16 protein-coding genes and 1 tRNA gene are annotated in these 15,897 nt (G+C 70.1%); 11 read left to right on the top strand and 6 right to left on the bottom strand.

Annotated elements, in window-relative coordinates:
• Positions 1-91: 91 nt before the first annotated feature.
• Positions 92-2,863 carry a pyruvate dehydrogenase (acetyl-transferring), homodimeric type gene (aceE, locus tag ACQ5DX_RS13545; RefSeq protein ID WP_430335651.1) on the bottom strand — a complete coding sequence of 924 codons (2,772 nt, stop codon included), beginning with the start codon at positions 2,861-2,863 and terminating at the stop codon, positions 92-94.
• 453 nt (positions 2,864-3,316) lie between these two features.
• On the opposite strand from aceE, the gene ACQ5DX_RS13540 reads away from it, so the two are divergent.
• The 6 genes from ACQ5DX_RS13540 (at position 3,317) to ACQ5DX_RS13515 (ending at position 7,000) form a co-directional block, all read left to right on the top strand.
• On the top strand, positions 3,317-3,739 hold the full coding sequence (locus ACQ5DX_RS13540; RefSeq protein ID WP_430335650.1) for a DUF3052 domain-containing protein: 423 nt from the start codon (positions 3,317-3,319) through the stop codon (positions 3,737-3,739).
• A gap of 88 nt (positions 3,740-3,827) precedes the next feature.
• Positions 3,828-4,292: a peroxiredoxin gene (locus ACQ5DX_RS13535; RefSeq protein ID WP_430333113.1), complete on the top strand. Its 465-nt coding sequence runs from the start codon at positions 3,828-3,830 to the stop codon at positions 4,290-4,292.
• A 32-nt stretch (positions 4,293-4,324) separates the two neighbouring features.
• A tRNA-Val gene (locus ACQ5DX_RS13530) sits at positions 4,325-4,396 on the top strand.
• Positions 4,397-4,546: 150 nt separating this feature from the next.
• A complete protein-coding gene (locus tag ACQ5DX_RS13525; RefSeq protein WP_430333112.1) occupies positions 4,547-5,089 on the top strand; it encodes a protein-tyrosine phosphatase family protein in 543 nt (180 codons plus the stop codon).
• A 178-nt stretch (positions 5,090-5,267) separates the two neighbouring features.
• Positions 5,268-5,864, top strand: a complete 597-nt coding sequence (locus ACQ5DX_RS13520; RefSeq protein WP_430333111.1) for a DUF4178 domain-containing protein — start codon at positions 5,268-5,270, stop codon at positions 5,862-5,864.
• Positions 5,865-6,010: 146 nt separating this feature from the next.
• On the top strand, positions 6,011-7,000 hold the full coding sequence (locus ACQ5DX_RS13515) for a cobalamin biosynthesis protein (RefSeq protein WP_430333110.1): 990 nt from the start codon (positions 6,011-6,013) through the stop codon (positions 6,998-7,000).
• Here ACQ5DX_RS13515 and ACQ5DX_RS13510 read toward each other — a convergent pair.
• The 4 genes from ACQ5DX_RS13510 to ACQ5DX_RS13495 are packed head-to-tail and all read right to left on the bottom strand — an operon-like array spanning position 6,991 to position 9,558.
• Positions 6,991-7,365 carry a hypothetical protein gene (locus tag ACQ5DX_RS13510; protein ID WP_430333109.1) on the bottom strand — a complete coding sequence of 125 codons (375 nt, stop codon included), beginning with the start codon at positions 7,363-7,365 and terminating at the stop codon, positions 6,991-6,993. The genes ACQ5DX_RS13515 and ACQ5DX_RS13510 overlap by 10 nt on opposite strands.
• Positions 7,366-7,402: 37 nt before the next feature.
• Positions 7,403-8,389 (bottom strand): SURF1 family cytochrome oxidase biogenesis protein, encoded by a 987-nt coding sequence (locus ACQ5DX_RS13505; RefSeq protein ID WP_430333108.1) that lies wholly within the window; start codon positions 8,387-8,389, stop codon positions 7,403-7,405.
• 28 nt (positions 8,390-8,417) lie between these two features.
• Positions 8,418-8,873 (bottom strand): low molecular weight protein-tyrosine-phosphatase, encoded by a 456-nt coding sequence (locus ACQ5DX_RS13500; RefSeq protein ID WP_430335649.1) that lies wholly within the window; start codon positions 8,871-8,873, stop codon positions 8,418-8,420.
• Between the two features lie 7 nt (positions 8,874-8,880).
• Positions 8,881-9,558, bottom strand: coding sequence for an HAD hydrolase-like protein (locus ACQ5DX_RS13495; RefSeq protein WP_430333107.1), 678 nt, complete (start codon positions 9,556-9,558; stop codon positions 8,881-8,883).
• Between the two features lie 64 nt (positions 9,559-9,622).
• Here ACQ5DX_RS13495 and cobC point away from each other — a divergent pair, with 64 nt between their 5' ends.
• The 4 genes from cobC to ACQ5DX_RS13475 all read left to right on the top strand — a co-directional run bounded on the left by cobC (position 9,623) and on the right by ACQ5DX_RS13475 (position 13,764).
• Positions 9,623-10,669, top strand: coding sequence for an Rv2231c family pyridoxal phosphate-dependent protein CobC (gene cobC / locus ACQ5DX_RS13490; RefSeq protein ID WP_430333106.1), 1,047 nt, complete (start codon positions 9,623-9,625; stop codon positions 10,667-10,669).
• Positions 10,666-11,799: a Nif3-like dinuclear metal center hexameric protein gene (locus ACQ5DX_RS13485; RefSeq protein WP_430333105.1), complete on the top strand. Its 1,134-nt coding sequence runs from the start codon at positions 10,666-10,668 to the stop codon at positions 11,797-11,799. Before cobC ends, ACQ5DX_RS13485 begins: the two co-directional genes overlap by 4 nt.
• A 112-nt stretch (positions 11,800-11,911) precedes the next feature.
• Positions 11,912-12,649: a zinc ribbon domain-containing protein gene (locus ACQ5DX_RS13480; protein WP_430333104.1), complete on the top strand. Its 738-nt coding sequence runs from the start codon at positions 11,912-11,914 to the stop codon at positions 12,647-12,649.
• Positions 12,646-13,764, top strand: a complete 1,119-nt coding sequence (locus ACQ5DX_RS13475) for a bifunctional RNase H/acid phosphatase (RefSeq protein WP_430333103.1) — start codon at positions 12,646-12,648, stop codon at positions 13,762-13,764. Before ACQ5DX_RS13480 ends, ACQ5DX_RS13475 begins: the two co-directional genes overlap by 4 nt.
• On the opposite strand, the gene ACQ5DX_RS13470 is transcribed toward ACQ5DX_RS13475, so the two are convergent.
• Positions 13,742-14,254: a DUF4383 domain-containing protein gene (locus ACQ5DX_RS13470; RefSeq protein WP_430333102.1), complete on the bottom strand. Its 513-nt coding sequence runs from the start codon at positions 14,252-14,254 to the stop codon at positions 13,742-13,744. The two genes, ACQ5DX_RS13475 and ACQ5DX_RS13470, sit on opposite strands and share 23 nt — an antisense overlap.
• 260 nt (positions 14,255-14,514) lie before the next feature.
• Between ACQ5DX_RS13470 and ACQ5DX_RS13465 the strand changes: the two genes are divergently transcribed.
• Positions 14,515-15,897: a dicarboxylate/amino acid:cation symporter gene (locus tag ACQ5DX_RS13465; protein WP_430333101.1), complete on the top strand. Its 1,383-nt coding sequence runs from the start codon at positions 14,515-14,517 to the stop codon at positions 15,895-15,897.

Genomic DNA, 15,897 nt, shown 5'->3' with positions numbered 1-15,897 from the left:
GCCCCGGCGCGGGGTCCCGAGGACTCCGTGCCGGGGCGGGCGTTCAGTGTGTTCCGTGTGTGCTGCGGCCGATCACTTCGATCGGCTCAGCTCACGCGACGCCGGGGTCCGACGTCTGCTCCGGAGCGGCGAGCACGTCGTCGATCCGGTAGCGGGCGGCCGCTTCCACGGCCTTGGAGCGGTCCAGCTCGCCGGTCTTCGCCAGCGACGAGAGCACCGCGACCGCGATGGACTCGGCGTCGACGTTGAAGAACCGGCGCGCGGCCGGGCGGGTGTCGGAGAAACCGAACCCGTCGGTGCCGAGCGTGGTGTAGGAGCCCGGGACCCACTGCCGGATCTGGTCGGGCACCGCCCGCATCCAGTCGGACGCCGCGACGAACGGACCCTGGGCCTGCGACAGCGCCCGCGTGACGTACGGCTGCGGAGCGTCGACACCAGGGTTGTGCAGCGCCTCACGCTCGCACTCGATGCCCTCGCGGCGCAGCTCGCCCCACGACGTCACTGACCACACGTCCGCGGCGACACCCCAGTCGTCGGCGAGCAGCTGCTGCGCGCGCAGACCCTCCGGCATCGTGACGCCCGAGACCAGGATCTGGGCGCGGGGCCCGGTGTTCTCGGCCTTCTTGTAGAGGTAGATGCCCTTGAGCAGGCCGTCGACGTCCAGGTTCTCCGGCTCGGCGGGCTGCACGTAGGGCTCGTTGTAGACGGTGAGGTAGTAGAAGATGTTCTCGCCACCGAAGCCGTCGACGCCGTCCGTGCCGCCGTACATGCGGCGCAGGCCGTCCTTGACGATGTGGGCGATCTCGTAGGAGAACGCCGGGTCGTAGGAGACCGCGGCCGGGTTGGTCGACGCCAGCAGCAGCGAGTGCCCGTCGGCGTGCTGCAGACCCTCACCGGTGAGGGTGGTGCGGCCGGCGGTGGCGCCGAGCACGAAGCCACGTGCCATCTGGTCGGCCGCCGCCCACAGGCCGTCACCGGTCCGCTGGAAGCCGAACATCGAGTAGAAGATGTACACCGGGATCATCGGTTCGCCGTGCGTGGCGTACGACGTGCCGACCGCGGTGAACGACGCCGTCGAACCGGCCTCGTTGATGCCCTCGTGCAGGATCTGGCCGACTTCGCTCTCCTTGTAGGCGAGCATCAGTTCGGCGTCGACCGACGTGTAGAGCTGTCCGTTGCGGTTGTAGATCTTCAGCGACGGGAACCACGAGTCCATACCGAAGGTGCGGGCCTCGTCGGGGATGATCGGCACGATCCGCTTGCCGATCTCCTTGTCGCGCAACAGTTCCTTGAGGATGCGCACGACGGCCATCGTGGTCGCGATCTCCTGCTTGCCCGACCCCTTGAGTACCGGCGCGTACGTCTTGTCGTCCGGCTGGGCGAGCGGCGCGGCATCGGTGCGGCGCGACGGCAGGAACCCGCCGAGCGTCTTGCGGCGCTGCAGCATGTACTGGATCTCCGGAGAATCCGGGCCCGGGTGGTAGTACGGGGGCAGGTACGGATCCTTCTCGAGCTCCGCGTCGGAGATCGGGATGCGCTGGATGTCGCGGAAGCGCTTGAGATCGTCGAGCGTCAGCTTCTTCATCTGGTGCGTCGCGTTGCGCCCCTCGAAGTGCTTGCCGAGGGTGTAGCCCTTGATGGTGTGGGCCAGGATCACCGTCGGCTGGCCCTTGTGCGCCATCGCGGCCGCGTACGCGGCGTAGATCTTGCGGTAGTCGTGGCCGCCGCGCTTGAGGTTCCAGATCTCCTGGTCGCTCATGTCCGCAACCAGCGACTTGGTGCGCGGGTCCCGCCCGAAGAAGTGCTCGCGGACGAACGCGCCGTCGTTGGCCTTGTACGTCTGGTAGTCACCGTCCGGCGTCTCGTTCATGAGGTTGACGAGCGCGCCGTCCTTGTCGGCATGCAGCAGCGCGTCCCACTCGCGGCCCCACACGACCTTGATGACGTTCCAGCCGGCGCCGCGGAAGAACGACTCCAACTCCTGGATGATCTTGCCGTTGCCGCGAACCGGGCCGTCGAGACGCTGCAAGTTGCAGTTGATGACGAACGTCAGGTTGTCCAGGCCCTCGGTGGCCGCGACGTGCGCGAGACCACGCGACTCCGGCTCGTCCATCTCGCCGTCGCCGAGGAACGCCCACACGTGCTGGTCGGCGGTGTCCTTGATGCCGCGATCGTGCAGGTAGTGGTTGAACCGCGCCTGGTAGATGGCGTTCATCGGGCCCAGGCCCATCGACACGGTCGGGAACTCCCAGAAGTCGGGGAGCAGGCGCGGGTGCGGGTACGACGGCAGGCCGCCGCCGGCCTTCGCGTGACTGGCCTCCTGGCGGAAACCGTCCATCTGATCGGCGCCGATGCGGCCCTCGAGGAACGCGCGGGCGTAGATGCCCGGCGAGGCGTGGCCCTGCACGAAGATGTGGTCGCCGCCGCCCGGATGATCCTTGCCGCGGAAGAAATGGTTGAAGCCGACCTCGTACAGGGCGGCCGACGACGCGTACGTCGAGATGTGACCACCGACGCCGACACCCGGACGCTGCGCGCGGTGCACCATGATCGCGGCGTTCCAGCGGATCCACGCCCGGTAGCGGCGCTCGACTTCCTCGTCACCGGGGAACCACGGCTCGTTCTCGGTGGGGATCGTGTTGACGTAGTCGGTCGAGGTCAGCGCCGGGATCGCGACGTGCTTCTCACCGGCGCGCTCCAACAGGCGCAGCATCAGGTAGCGAGCGCGCGCGTGTCCGGCGCGGTCGAGCAGGCCGTCGAACGATTCGAGCCACTCGTTGGTCTCGTCCGGATCGATGTCCGGCAGATAGGAGGCCACCCCTTCGCGGATGACGCGGACCCGGCCGTCGGTGCCGGGCTGCACGTGCGCAGCGGGTGACGAGGCCCCACCGGTGACGCCTGGTGTGTCGGCGTTCGGCTGAGACGCGGGCCCCTGGATCAGGTCTGACAAGGTGTGCTCCTCATTGTGGTTGGGACGCGCGGTGTCGCGTCCGCTCCATTCGGCCGGTCCTTGTTAGGGCCGATCGAGTTTCCATATGAATATGGCGCAGCACTCATCTTTCACCATCCAGACGAACTGAGCACCCCCGCTCCTGTTGTCCGTCACTCGGCGCGTCGCGCCCGCGAGACCCGTCGGGGATTTGCCCTGATAGGGGCGGTCCGCCCGGTCCGGCGATCACTTTCTCGAGATTTTCGGCGTCGTCGGCTTGCGCGAAAGGCTTCGACCATGTTCGCTTTCCACTATTGATCGACACACGTTCGATCCCGACCGGGATGCGCGAAATTCGTGCCCCACCGAACAGAGGAGGACACCACCGTGGTCGCCGCGGAGGACGCTCAGAACTACGCTCAGAAACTCGGCGTTATCCACGACATGGTGGTTCAGGAACTGGGCTGGGACGAGGACACCGACGACGAGTTGCGCTCATCGGTGGAGGACACCATCGGTGGCGAGATGGTCGACGAGGACTCCGACGAGGTCGTCGACGTGGTGCTGCTGTGGTGGCGCGACGGCGACGGTGACCTCGTCGATGCGCTGATGGACGCCATCGGCCCGCTATCGGACGATGGATTCGTTTGGGTGCTCACCCCCAAGACCGGCCGGGCCGGACACGTCGAGCCGAGCGAGATCGCCGAATCCGCTCCGACCGCCGGCCTGACGCAGACGTCGGCCGCGAACCTCGGATCGTGGAGCGGCAGTCGGTTGGTCCAGCCCAAGGCGCGCGCTCCCAAGCGCTGACCGACCGCCGTAGTCTCATTTCGGTTCATCCGCGCGGCGTAGGTTTGTCGTGGCGGATGCGCCGACGTACCCGACGTTAGGACCAGGCATGCCTCTCGAGGTGGGGACCACCGCGCCCGATTTCACACTCAAGGATCAGAACAACCAGGAAGTCACGCTGTCGGACTTCCGCGGCAAGAAGAACGTCCTCCTCGTCTTTTACCCGCTCGCGTTCACGGGCGTGTGCCAGGGCGAACTGTGCCGCGTGCGCGACGAGTTGCCGAAGTTCCAGAACGACGATTCCGAGATCCTCGCGGTCTCGGTCGGCCCGTCGCCCACCCACAAGATCTGGGCCGCCGAGCAGGGATACACATTCCCGCTGCTGTCGGACTTCTGGCCGCACGGCGCCGTCGCCGAGGCGTACGGGGTGTTCAACGACAAGCTCGGTTTCGCCAACCGCGGAACCTTCGCGATCGACAAGGAGGGGATCGTTCGATTCGCGGAGATGAACGGTCCCGGCGAACCCCGTGACCAGGCAGCTTGGGAGAAGGCGCTCACCGCGCTAAAGTCCTGAAGCGATTCCGGCGGCACTCGTCGCCGGATTTCGGGCGTGTAGCTCAGTGGTAGAGCTCTGGTTTTACACACCAGCGGTCGGGGGTTCGAAACCCTCCGCGCCCACAAAAGCCCCTTGCGCCGCTATCGCCGCGCGAGGGGCACTTTTGTGTCCGGTAACGGCCGTTCGTTTGTCTTTACACGGTCGCGGAGCGGGAAAAGCGGAGATACTGGAATCCTCAGGAACTCCCGGCTGCGACCCGAACGGACCCGAGCGTGAACGACGACCTCGTCGATCCCACAGCGATCGACATCCAGATCGACCCGATGCGTCAGCATCTGGTCGGTATCACCGCGCACGGGCACATCCCGTTCGACGTCCCGGTCATCAGCGAGATCGCGCCGAACCTGTGGCAGGGCGGCTGCCGGGACGGCCTCGTGCTCCCGAGTTTCGTCACCCACGTCGTGTCGCTGTACCCGTGGGAGCAGTACGACGTGCGGCACAACATCGACTCCGAGGTCTACGTGCGGATGTACGACAGCGGCGAGCAGGGCTTCGAGCAGGTCGACGCGCTCGCGCTGTGGGTGAACGTGTGTCGCGAGACCGGTCCGGTGCTGGTCCACTGCCAGGTGGGGCTCAACCGCTCGAGCCTCGTCGCGGCGCGGGCGCTGGTTCTGTCCGGTGAGGCGGACCCGCCCGGGGCGGTGGCGCTGCTGCGGGCGCGTCGGTCCCCGGCCTGCCTGTGCAACGAGGCCTTCGAGGGTTGGCTGCTGGGGGAGCCGGTGGTACCGATGTCGGACTCCGGCGACGCCGAGTAGCCGGCCGATCCGCTCCTTCGCGAGCAGAGCCCGCTCGGTGTCGCGCTGGGTGCTGACCGAGACGATGCCGGCAAGCGTGTGCGAAGGTGCGGTCGCGCTGGGTCACTGGCTGTCGGCGGCCGCGCGCGGGTAGGGTCTGCCGGCGCAATGAGTCCTGCGTGAGGGGAATACCGTCCGGATGGATGTCATGATTCTTCTTAACGTCCTGTTGATACTGCTCGTGATCATAGGGATCGGCGTATTCATCTGGAGTGCAAGGACTTTCGGTCTGTCGCCGCGCGTCGATCCGCTCGCCGATCACCCGGAGACGTACGACCCGCTCCGGATCGGTGTCGGCGACATCGTGACGTACGCCGGTGTCGACCACGTCGTCGGCGGCACGATCACCTTCGACCAGGAGGACTTTCGTTGGCACGAGCACCTGCTCGACGGCTCGACCGGGCGTCGCCGGCTCACGGTCGAGTACGACGAGGGCGAACTCGAGATGACGCTGTGGACGCCGCGTGAGGGGACCGGTCTCGAACCCGGCGGCGACGTGATCCTCGACGACCGTGTGTACCGGTGCGTCAGGTCCGGCTCGGCCCGTTTCACCGCCGAGGGTGCCACCGGCACGGCATCATCCGGATCGATGGACTACGCGGACTACGCGACCGACGACCAGACCGGTCTGCTCGCGTTCGAGCGGTGTGCGAAGACCGCGTCGTGGACGGTGTCGACCGTACGAGCCGTCACCCGCGTGGACTTGACGGTCGTCCACTCGGGTCCCGCCGTGTGAGCGTGCACCTGCTCGACTTATCCCGTCGTGATCGCCTCGGCACCAGGACGGCTGTTCACCAAGCAGCAGGTGCCTCGTTCGCTCGACTGGGGGTAGTGCGCTAGGCCGTGGGTGCGGCGTGACGGACGGTTGATAGAAATACCGGCGTGCTTCACTCTGCCCGCCGAGTCCCGGCCCGACGTTCTCGTCCCACTGCGCGGGCGGCCGGCCTCCTGCTCGGGTACGCCGCCGACCGCGCCTTCGGGGATCCGCAGCGGTGGCATCCGGTGGCCGGATTCGGTCGCGCCGCAGCAGTATTGGAGCAGCGCACCTACGCGGACAGTCGCCTGGCCGGGGCCGCACACACTGCAGCTCTGGTCGGCGTCACCGCGGCGATCGGGGCAGCGGCGCAGCGATGGGCCGCGCGCCTGGGCTGGGTCGGCGAGACCGCGGCAGTCGCGGCCGCCACCTGGACCGTGCTGGGCGGGACGTCGCTCGCGGGCACCGGACGCACGATGGCCCGCCATCTCGAGGCCGGGGACCTCGCGGACGCGCGCGCCCTGTTGCCGTCGCTGTGTGGCCGCGATCCGAGCGCCCTCGACGCCGACGGGCTTGCCCGCGCCAGCCTGGAGTCGGTGGCGGAGAACACTTCCGATGCCACCGTCGGCGCCCTGTTCTGGGGTGCGGTGGCGGGCGTGCCCGGTCTGCTCGCGTACCGGGCCTCGAACACCCTCGACGCCATGATCGGTTACCGGTCGGCCAAGTACAGCCGATTCGGCTGGGCGGCGGCCCGCTGGGACGACGTCGTCAACCTCGCTCCGGCCCGCCTTTCCGGGGTGCTGACGGTCGCGGTCGCTCCCGTCGTCGGCGGCTCGCCCCGTGCCGCGCTGGCCGCGTGGTGGCACGACGCGGCGGATCACCCGAGTCCCAACGCGGGCGTGGCCGAGGCGTCGGCGGCCGGCGCGCTGGGGGTGCAACTGGGCGGCCGGACCGAGTACGCGCACGGGGTGGAGATGCGCCCCACCCTCGGTTCCGGGCCCGCGCCCGTCGTCGCGGACCTCGAGCGGGCCGCGCGGCTGTCCACGGCCGTGCAGACGGCCGCGGCCGTCACCTCCGCCGGGCTCGTTCTCGCCGCGGCGCGGCTACGTCACCGCTGATCGCGGAGGCGGGCCAGCCGGTCGTTGTACTCGAGCAGTCGCATCGCCTCGGGATCGTCGAGGTCGTCGAAGCGGATCCGCGCGGGACGGGCCGGGGCGGGGATCTGGTCGAGCACCCGGGCCTCGTCGGCGCGGCGCGCCTGCGCCAGCGCTTCGGCGGCCTCGGTGACCGCGGTGCGGCGCAGCACCCGGAACGCGACCGTCGCCACGAACGATCCGTAGACCACCCACAGCAGGACCAGCGGCCACGCCTGAAGATCCTTGCCCTGCTGCGCTGCCCGCACGGCGACCGTCACGCCGATGCCGAGCGGGAGAACCACCAGAGCGATCGCGGCGGCCGCGGACACGACCCTGGCACCCTTCATGCCCCGAGCATCTTGCGCCCCGCCTGCGGGGCGGCGCTCAGCGTCGTTCGCCGTAGCGGTCGGCCAGCCTCGCCTGCGACTGGCTCAGTGGCGCCTCGGGGCTCTTGGACTTCTTCCGCAGCCCGCGACGGGTCGGCAACTGGAAGTCGTCGCCCGCCGGTGCCTTCTCGGGCTCCGTGGCGGTCGCGGGTTCGGGTGCAGGGGACGGCTCGGAGGCCGGAGCATCCGCGGCCGCGGGCACGTCCGCCGGCGGCTCGGAGGGCGACGTGGCTGCCGCGGTGGTTGCGCGTGCCTTCCGCCGCTCGCGCAGTTCGGCGCGGATGAAGTACGCCAGGCCCAGCGGCGCCATGATGCCGAAGGCGAGCCACTGCAGGCCGTACGACAGGTACGGCCCGGCGTCGATCTGCGGGAGCGGGATGGTGCCGAGCCCGCCCGGTTGGGCGTCGTCGAGCTGCAGGTACCCGTTGACCAGGTCGGTGCCGATGAACTGTCCGACCTGGCCCGAGTCGATGAAGTAGACCTGCCTGGCGCCGAACTCGGTGATCGGGTCCTTCCCGGGTACGGTGCCCTCGGACATGCGGATTCGACCCTCGACCGTCACCTGATCGGCCGGCGCCGCGGGGATCGGCGGTGGGGCGAGGCCCTCGATGGGGCGGATGTACCCGCGGTTGACGAGCATGGTCTGCCCGTCCGTCAGGAGCATCGGGGTAAGGACCTCGTACGCCGGTGATTCCTCGACCGTGCGCAGCCGCACGAGTACGTCACTGTCGGGGACGTAGGTGCCGGTAGCCATGACCTTGCGCCACTCGTCACCCGGAGCGGGGCCCGTCCCGCTGATCAGCGAGTCGATCGGGACCGCGTCGGCGTTGATGGACTGCTCGAGCAGCGTGTTGCGCTCGGACGTCCGGGTGTTCTTGCCCAACTGCCACGGCGCCAGCACCGTGAAGCACATGAAGGCGAAACCGGCCACGACGGCTGCCAATGCCAGCCAGCCGGGTCGCAACAGAAACTTCAGCCTTCCCACGGCTCCCACGGTACTGGTTCGGTGCAGGTCAGTTCTCCCGCACCCAGGCCAGCAGGCCGGGCACCGCGGCCTCGATCTGATCGCGCACCAACTCGAAATCGGTGATGTCGCCGTAGTAGGGGTCGGGCACCGAGTCGCTGTCCGCGTCCGGGTCGAAGCTGCGCAACAGCCGGCGTCGGTCGTCCGGCACGCCGAGCTGCGCCAGGATCCGGTCGTGTCCGCGATCGAGCGCAACCACCAGGTCGGCGGCCAGATGGTCGTCGTCGACCTGGGCGGCGCGGTGCCCGGTGGGGTAGCCGGCGGCCTCGAGAACCTTGTCGGTGCGGCGGTCGGCGCCGTCGCCGACGTGGTAGCCGTGGGTGCCCGCGCTCGTCACCCGAACGCGGTCGTCGAGCCCGGCGCGGCGTACGTGCTCGGCGAAGATCCGCTCCGCCATCGGGGAGCGGCAGATGTTGCCGGTGCACACGAACGTGACGTGAATCATGCTCATCTCAGGCCGCCGCCGTCACGATCCGGGACAGGTCCGCGACCGTGGGCGCCGACCAGCGGGCGCCCTGCGCCTCTTCCGCGGAGCCGTACCCCCACTCGACGAACACGGTCGGGATGCCCCAGTGGGCCGCGCCGTGGACGTCGTGCTCGCGGTCGCCGATCATCACGACGTCGGCGGTGCCGCCCGCCGTCGCGGGGATGCCGAGCCCGCCGAGGACGTGCTCGATGACGTCGGCCTTGGCGCGCCGCGAGCCGTCGGAACTGGCGCCGCCGATCACCTCGAAGTACCCGGCGAGGCCGAAGTGCTCGAGGATCCGGATCGCGAACTTCTCGGTCTTGGACGTCGCGACCGCGAGCCGCGCACCGGTACCCTTCGCGACCGCCAACATCGGTTCGATGCCGGCGTACACCTCGTTCTCGGACCAGCCGACCGCGTCGTAGCGCTCGAAGTACGCCGCCAGCGCCGCCGCCGTGGTCGCCTCGTCGAGGCCCATCGCGCGCATCGAGTCCATCAACGGCGGACCGATCACCGTCGCCAGCATCTCCGCGGTGGGCTCCGGGCGACCGACCGCCGTCAGGGCGTGCCGGAAGCCGTTGTGGATGCCGAGCGCGGAGTCGGTGAGGGTGCCGTCGAGGTCGAACAGCAGGACCGGGGCGAGAGGCGAAGAGGGGGACGTCACCGGTTCATTGTGCGCGCCTGGCCGCGGCGGACCAGCACCCGCTCGCGCCGTAGGCTCGACGGCTATGGAATTCGGATCGGGCACCGCCGCGGACACGCTCGCGCGGTTGCGGCACCACGGCGACGCCGAGACCGGTCCCGGGCTGCTCGACTTCGCGGTCAATGTGCAGGGCGACGGCCCGCCGGAGTGGTTGCGGCGCAGGCTCGCCGACGCCGTCGCTGGGCTCGGCCGCTATCCGGGAGCCGACGCCGACCGGCGCGCCCGCGAGCAGGTCGCGGCCCGCCACGGCCGCACGCCGGACGAGGTGCTGCCGCTCGCGGGCGGGGCCGAAGGGTTCGCGATGCTGCCGCGGCTCGAGATCCGCGAGGCCGCGCTGATCCACCCCTCGTTCACCGAGCCCGAGCTGGCGCTGCGGGAGGCCGGTGTCCCGGTGACGCACGTGACGCTCGACGCGCCGTACCGGCTGGATCCGTCGGCGGTCCCCGAGTCCGCCGACCTCGTCGTGCTCGGTAACCCGACGAACCCGACGTCGGTGCTGCACCCGGCCGCCGACGTGCTCGCGCTGCGTAACCCGGGCCGGATCCTCGTGGTGGACGAGGCGTTCATGGACGCGGTACCGGGGGAGGGCCACTCGGTGGCCGATCGGTCGCTGCCCGACGTCCTGGTGTTGCGCAGCCTGACGAAGACGTGGGCGCTGGCCGGGCTGCGGTGCGGCTACGCCCTCGGGCACCCCGACGTCCTGGCGCGGCTGTGTCACGGCCGGGCGCACTGGCCGGTCGGCAGCCTGCAACTCGAGGCGATCACCGCGTGCAGCGAGCCTGCCGCGGTCGCCGAGGCCGAGGGCAAGGCGCGGACGATCGCTGCCGACCGAGAGGTCGCCGTCACGCTGCTGCGCGACGCCGGCATCGATGTGCACACACCGGCGTCGGCGCCGTTCCTGCTCCTGCGTCTGCCCGACGGCGAGCGGATGCGCACTCACCTGCGCACGCGGGGCGTCGCGGTGCGCCGCTGCGATACCTTCCCGGGCCTGGGCCCCGACTTTCTGCGCATCGCGGTGCGTCCGCGAGCGATGACCGAGCAACTGATCGCGACGATGAGGGAGATACTGTGACCGCACCACGACTTGCCGATGTGATCGCCGCCCTCGAGGCGGCCTATCCGCCGGCGCTGGCCGAGCCGTGGGACTCGGTGGGACTCGTGGCCGGGGATCCCGCCGAGGAGGTCCGCAAGGTCGTCGTCGCGGTCGACGCCACCGCCGCGGTGGTGGACGAGGCACTCGAATCCGGCGCGCAGCTGCTGCTGGTGCACCATCCGCTGCTGCTGCGCGGCGTCGACACCGTGGGCGCGCACACGCCCAAGGGGGCGCTGCTGCACCGCCTCATCCGCGGCGGCTGCGCCCTCTACAGCGCACACACCAATGCGGACCGGGCCGACCCGGGGGTATCCGACGCGCTCGCCGACGCGCTGGGTCTGGTCGAGACCCGGCCGTTGATCCCGATCCCCGACACCGTCACTGACAAGTGGGTGGTGATGGTCCCGACTGCCGACACCGCCCGGGTGCGCGCGGCCCTGTTCGACGCCGGCGCCGGCGAACTCGGTGACTACCGCGAGTGCAGCTGGACCGTGGCGGGCGAGGGCCAGTTCCGTCCGCTCGCCGGCGCGAACCCCGCGCTCGGATCGGTCGGCGACCTCGAGTCCGTCGTCGAGGACCGCGTCGAGGTCATCGCCCCGCGGGCAGCCCGGTCGGCGGTGTTGCGGGCCTTGCGCGCCGCGCACCCCTACGAGGAGCCGGCGTTCGACGTGTTCGAGACGGCGGACTTCCCGGGCAGCCGCGGCCTCGGCCGTATCGGTGAGCTGGCGCAGCCGCAGACGCTGCGCGAGTTCACCGCGCGGGTGGCGTCGGCCCTGCCGCGCACCGAGTGGGGTGTGCGGGCCGCCGGTGACCCCGATCGGGTCGTCCGCACCGTCGCGGTGTGTGGCGGGTCGGGCGACTCGCTGCTCGACACCGTTGCCAAGCTCGGCGCCGACGCCTACGTGACCGCGGATCTGCGGCACCACCCGGCCGACGAGCACCTGCGCAAGGGCGGCCCGGCGCTGGTCGACGTCGCGCACTGGGCCAGCGAGCAGCCGTGGTGCGCGCAGGCCAAGGGCGTGCTCGACGCGCGTTTCTCCGGCGTCGACGGTTGGGACGTGCGGGTGACCGAGTTGCGGACCGATCCGTGGACCGTCTCGTGCCACTGAAGGCGGCAGCCGATGTGGTCGGGGCAGGGCGTTTTCGGAGGTACGGTTGACACCTGATCTCGGGCCGTCCGAGCAGCCCTGAAGAACAAGAACACAGCAGGAGCTTCCACGCGTGAACGTCGACCCCACAGTGCAGTCCAAGCTTCTCCAGCTCGCCGGTGTGGACACCGAGCTGGCCCGGCTCGCGCACCGTCGCGGGGTGCTGCCCGAGCAGCAGGAGGTGGAGCGGCTCGAGGCCGAGCGCGTCTCCCGTAAGGACGCGGCGGTGGCCGTGGAGATCGTGCTCGACGACCTGGATCGCGACATCAAGAAGCTCGAGGGTGAGGTGGACGCCGTCCGCCAGCGCGAGACGCGCGACCGGAAGCTGCTCGAGGGCGGCACGCTGGCCCCGAAGCAGCTGTCGGAGCTGCAGCACGAGCTCGGCAGCCTGGAGCGCCGGCAGAGCGTCCTCGAGGACGAGCTGCTCGAGGTGATGGAACGGCGAGAGGCCTCGCAGGCCGACCACGATCACGCCGGTGCCCGGCTGACGCAGGCCGAGGACGAGCTGATCGACGCCGAGCGTCGTCGCGACGACGCCGTCGCCGACCTGGAGAAGACGCAGCAGCGGTGCGATACGGATCGTGCCGCGCTGGTGGGGCTGTTCCCCGACGAACTGCTCGCCGTCTACGAGAAGCAGCGCGAGCAGCGCGGCGTCGGCGCGGCACTGCTGCAGGCCCGCCGTTGCGGCGCGTGCCGCATCGAGATCGACCGCGGCGAAATCGCCCGGATCGCCGCGACGCCCGCCGACGTCGTCGTCCGGTGCCCCGAGTGTGGCGCAATCATGGTGCGCACCAAGGAGTCCGGTCTGTGACCCACCACCGGGTCGTGGTCGAGGCCGACGGTGGTTCGCGGGGTAACCCGGGCCCGGCCGGCTACGGCGCGGTGGTCTTCGACGCCGGGCGAGGCCGGCTCCTCGCGGAGCGTCGCGAGTTCCTCGGTGTCGCCACCAACAATGTCGCCGAGTATCGGGGACTGATCGCCGGCCTGACCGCGGCCCGCGACCTGGGTGCGCACGAGGTGGACGTGCGGATGGACTCCAAGCTCGTCGTCGAGCAGATGTCGGGCCGGTGGAAGATCAAGCATCCAGACATGATTCCGCTCGCCCAGCGGGCGCGGGAGGTGGCCGGATCCTTCGCGCGCGTCACGTACACGTGGATCCCGCGCAGCGAGAACAGCGATGCCGACCGGCTCGCGAACGAGGCGATGGACGGCGAGGACGCCATCACGTCGGGCTTCGTCACCGACGCGGCGGCCGCGGAGACGCCGGCGCCGGAACCGGCCACCGCGCCGTCCCCGGGCTGGACCGGCGCGGTCGGCGCCCCCACCCGGATGTTGCTGCTGCGGCACGGGCAGACGGAGCTGTCGGTGGAACGCCGCTACTCCGGGCGCGGAAACCCACCGCTGACGGACTACGGCCGCGCCCAGGCCCGCGCCGCGGCCGATCGGATCGCAGACAAGGGCGCGATCGCCGCCGTCGTGTCGTCGCCGCTGGGCCGGGCCCGCGAGACGGCCGACGCCGCGGCCGGCGCGCTCGGCCTCCCGGTCACCGTTCACGAGGGACTCACCGAGACGGACTTCGGCAAGTGGGAGGGCCTGACCTTCGGTGAGGCAGCCCAGCGCGACCCGGATCTGCACCGCCGATGGCTGTCGGACACCGCGGTGCGGCCGCCCGAGGGGGAGAGCTTCGACGAGGTCCGGGAGCGGATCGAGGCCGTCCGCGCCGACCTGACCGCGGCCTACGCCGGGTCCAACATCCTCGTGATCAGCCACGTGACACCGATCAAGATGCTGCTGCAGCTCGCGCTGGACGTGGGTCCGTCGCTGCTGTACCGCCTGCACCTGGACCTGGCGTCGCTCAGCATCGCCGAGTTCTACCCGGACGGCGGGTCGTCGGTGCGGCTGGTCAACGATACGTCGCACTTGTAGGGCCGTCGTCGTGGCGCGGTAGCGCGACGCCGAGGAACACCAACGCCACCCCCACGACGAGGTGGAGCCAGCTGGCCGCGTAGTCGACCGGCATGAAGTTGGATCCGGTGTCGGCGTCGATGATCAGCCCGTACACGCCCAACAGCACCGCGAGCAGGCCGCTGGCGATGAGGAACATCTCGGCGGCGGCCAGCTTCCGCGACATGGCCAGGCCGACGATCCCCGTCACGATGTGCGCGGCGTTGTGGAGGACGGACACGTCCGTCCACCCGAGCAGGCGGGCGTCGGTGCCGGGCCCGGCCCAGGTGATGTCGCCCAGGCCGGAGGTGATGCCCGGGACGAACCCGAGCAGTCCGGTCAGGAGGATGGCTGCGGCGATGCCCAGGGTCGCCACTTGCGTCGTGGTCCGGGCGAGGCCTTCCGGCTGGTCCATCGCTTCCACCTCCGGTGGCCGCAGCGTGTCGGTGCGATCTGCACCGTGGGTGCTCATTCTCCCGCCGTCCCACCCGGTGGGGACCCGATTGGATTCCACACCGCCGCAGGGCGTAGCGTCGTCCGCTGTGAACGCCCTGCTGACCTGTCGACGCTACGTCGACCACTGTCTGCAGGCGAGCGCGGTCTGTCCCGTCTGACGCCCGATCGTTCGAGTCCCCGTCAGCCAGACCTTCGAGAGCAACCTCCGCGCGTCCCGTCTCTCGCGTGTTCTCCGTTGTGCGCCGCTGTCGTCACATCTCCACCCGAAAGGCCCCCATGTCGGCCCCCACCCTCGACGCGCCTCGGCGCGCCCTGCCCAAGTGGGCAACCTCCTTCGGCCCCCAGATCGTCGCCGGTCTGATCCTCGGCCTCGTCATCGGTCTCATCGCCCGGTCGATGCCCGACGCCGCCGACGGCAACGAGAACTGGCTCGTCGGCACCGTGAAGACCATCGGCTCGAGCTACGTCGCGCTGCTCACCGTCGCGGTGATCCCGCTGATCTTCACCGCCGTCGTCAGTTCCATCGCGAACCTGCGCAACGTCGCGAACGCCGCCCGGCTCGCGGTGCAGACGCTGCTGTGGTTCGCGATCACCGCGTTCATCGCGGTGCTCGTCGGAATCGCGGTCGGTCTGATCACCCAGCCCGGCGCCAACACCACGGTCGACGCCGCGTCGGCGACCGCGCCCAAGGCCGGCGGGTCGTGGTGGGCGTTCCTCACCGGACTGGTGCCGCAGAACTTCCTCGGCCTCGGCGCCAAGACCACCGTCACCGGTGACGCCGCGTCGGGCCTGTCGGCGACGACGTCGCTCAGCTTCAACGTCCTCCAGTTGCTCGTCGTTGCGATCGCGATCGGCATCGCCGCGCTGAAGGTGGGGGAGAAGGCCGAGCCGTTCCTGAACTTCAACGCCGCTCTGCTCGCGATCGTCCAGAAGGTGCTGTGGTGGATCATCCGCCTCGCCCCGATCGGCACCGCCGCCCTCATCGCGAAGGCCGTCGCAACCTACGGCTGGGACGCCATCGGCCAGCTCGGTGTCTTCACCATCGCCGTGTACATCGGCCTCGCGATCGTGTTCTTCGTGGTGTACCCGGTGATCATCCGGGTGCACGGGCTGTCGGTGAAGAACTTCTACTCCGGAGTGTGGCCCGCCACCCAGCTGGGCTTCGTGTCCCGGTCGTCGATCGGCACGCTCCCGTTGACCGAGCGGGTCACCGAACGCAACCTCGGTGTGCCGCGGGAGTACGCGTCGTTCGCGGTGCCGCTGGGTGCCACCACCAAGATGGACGGCTGCGCGGCCGTCTACCCGGCGATCGCCGCGATCTTCGTCGCCGAGTTCTACGGCGTGAACCTGAGCCTGACCGACTACCTGCTGATCGTCGTCGTCTCGGTGATCGGATCGGCGGCCACCGCCGGGACGACCGGTGCAACTGTCATGCTCACCCTGACGCTCTCGACGCTGGGTCTGCCGCTCGCGGGCGTCGGACTGCTGCTGGCGGTCGAGCCGATCGTCGACATGGGCCGCACCGCGGTCAACGTCACCGGTCAGGCACTGGTGCCGACCATCGTCGCCAAGCGGGAGAAGATCCTCGACGAGGCGCTGTACAACGCGCCCCGACAGGGCGATCCCTTCGCCGACGAGTCGCTCGAACCGGCCCGCTGA

Origin of the sequence: Rhodococcus sp. ACT016 (assembly GCF_050477185.1) — a bacterium.
GTDB lineage: Bacteria > Actinomycetota > Actinomycetes > Mycobacteriales > Mycobacteriaceae > Prescottella.
The sequence above is the reverse complement of the archived record's forward strand: the minus strand, read 5'-3'. Positions and strand labels throughout refer to the sequence as shown.

What these genes read in the sequence shown, in the direction of transcription:
- ACQ5DX_RS13535 (WP_430333113.1), top strand. Translation starts at nt 3,828, where the DNA reads ATGCCTCTCGAGGTGGGGACCACCGCGCCCGATTTCACACTCAAGGAT.
- ACQ5DX_RS13520 (WP_430333111.1), top strand. Translation starts at nt 5,268, where the DNA reads ATGGATGTCATGATTCTTCTTAACGTCCTGTTGATACTGCTCGTGATC.
- ACQ5DX_RS13510 (WP_430333109.1), bottom strand. Translation starts at nt 7,365, where the DNA reads ATGAAGGGTGCCAGGGTCGTGTCCGCGGCCGCCGCGATCGCTCTGGTG.
- ACQ5DX_RS13500 (WP_430335649.1), bottom strand. Translation starts at nt 8,873, where the DNA reads ATGATTCACGTCACGTTCGTGTGCACCGGCAACATCTGCCGCTCCCCG.
- cobC (WP_430333106.1), top strand. Translation starts at nt 9,623, where the DNA reads ATGGAATTCGGATCGGGCACCGCCGCGGACACGCTCGCGCGGTTGCGG.
- ACQ5DX_RS13470 (WP_430333102.1), bottom strand. Translation starts at nt 14,254, where the DNA reads ATGAGCACCCACGGTGCAGATCGCACCGACACGCTGCGGCCACCGGAG.
- ACQ5DX_RS13465 (WP_430333101.1), top strand. Translation starts at nt 14,515, where the DNA reads ATGTCGGCCCCCACCCTCGACGCGCCTCGGCGCGCCCTGCCCAAGTGG.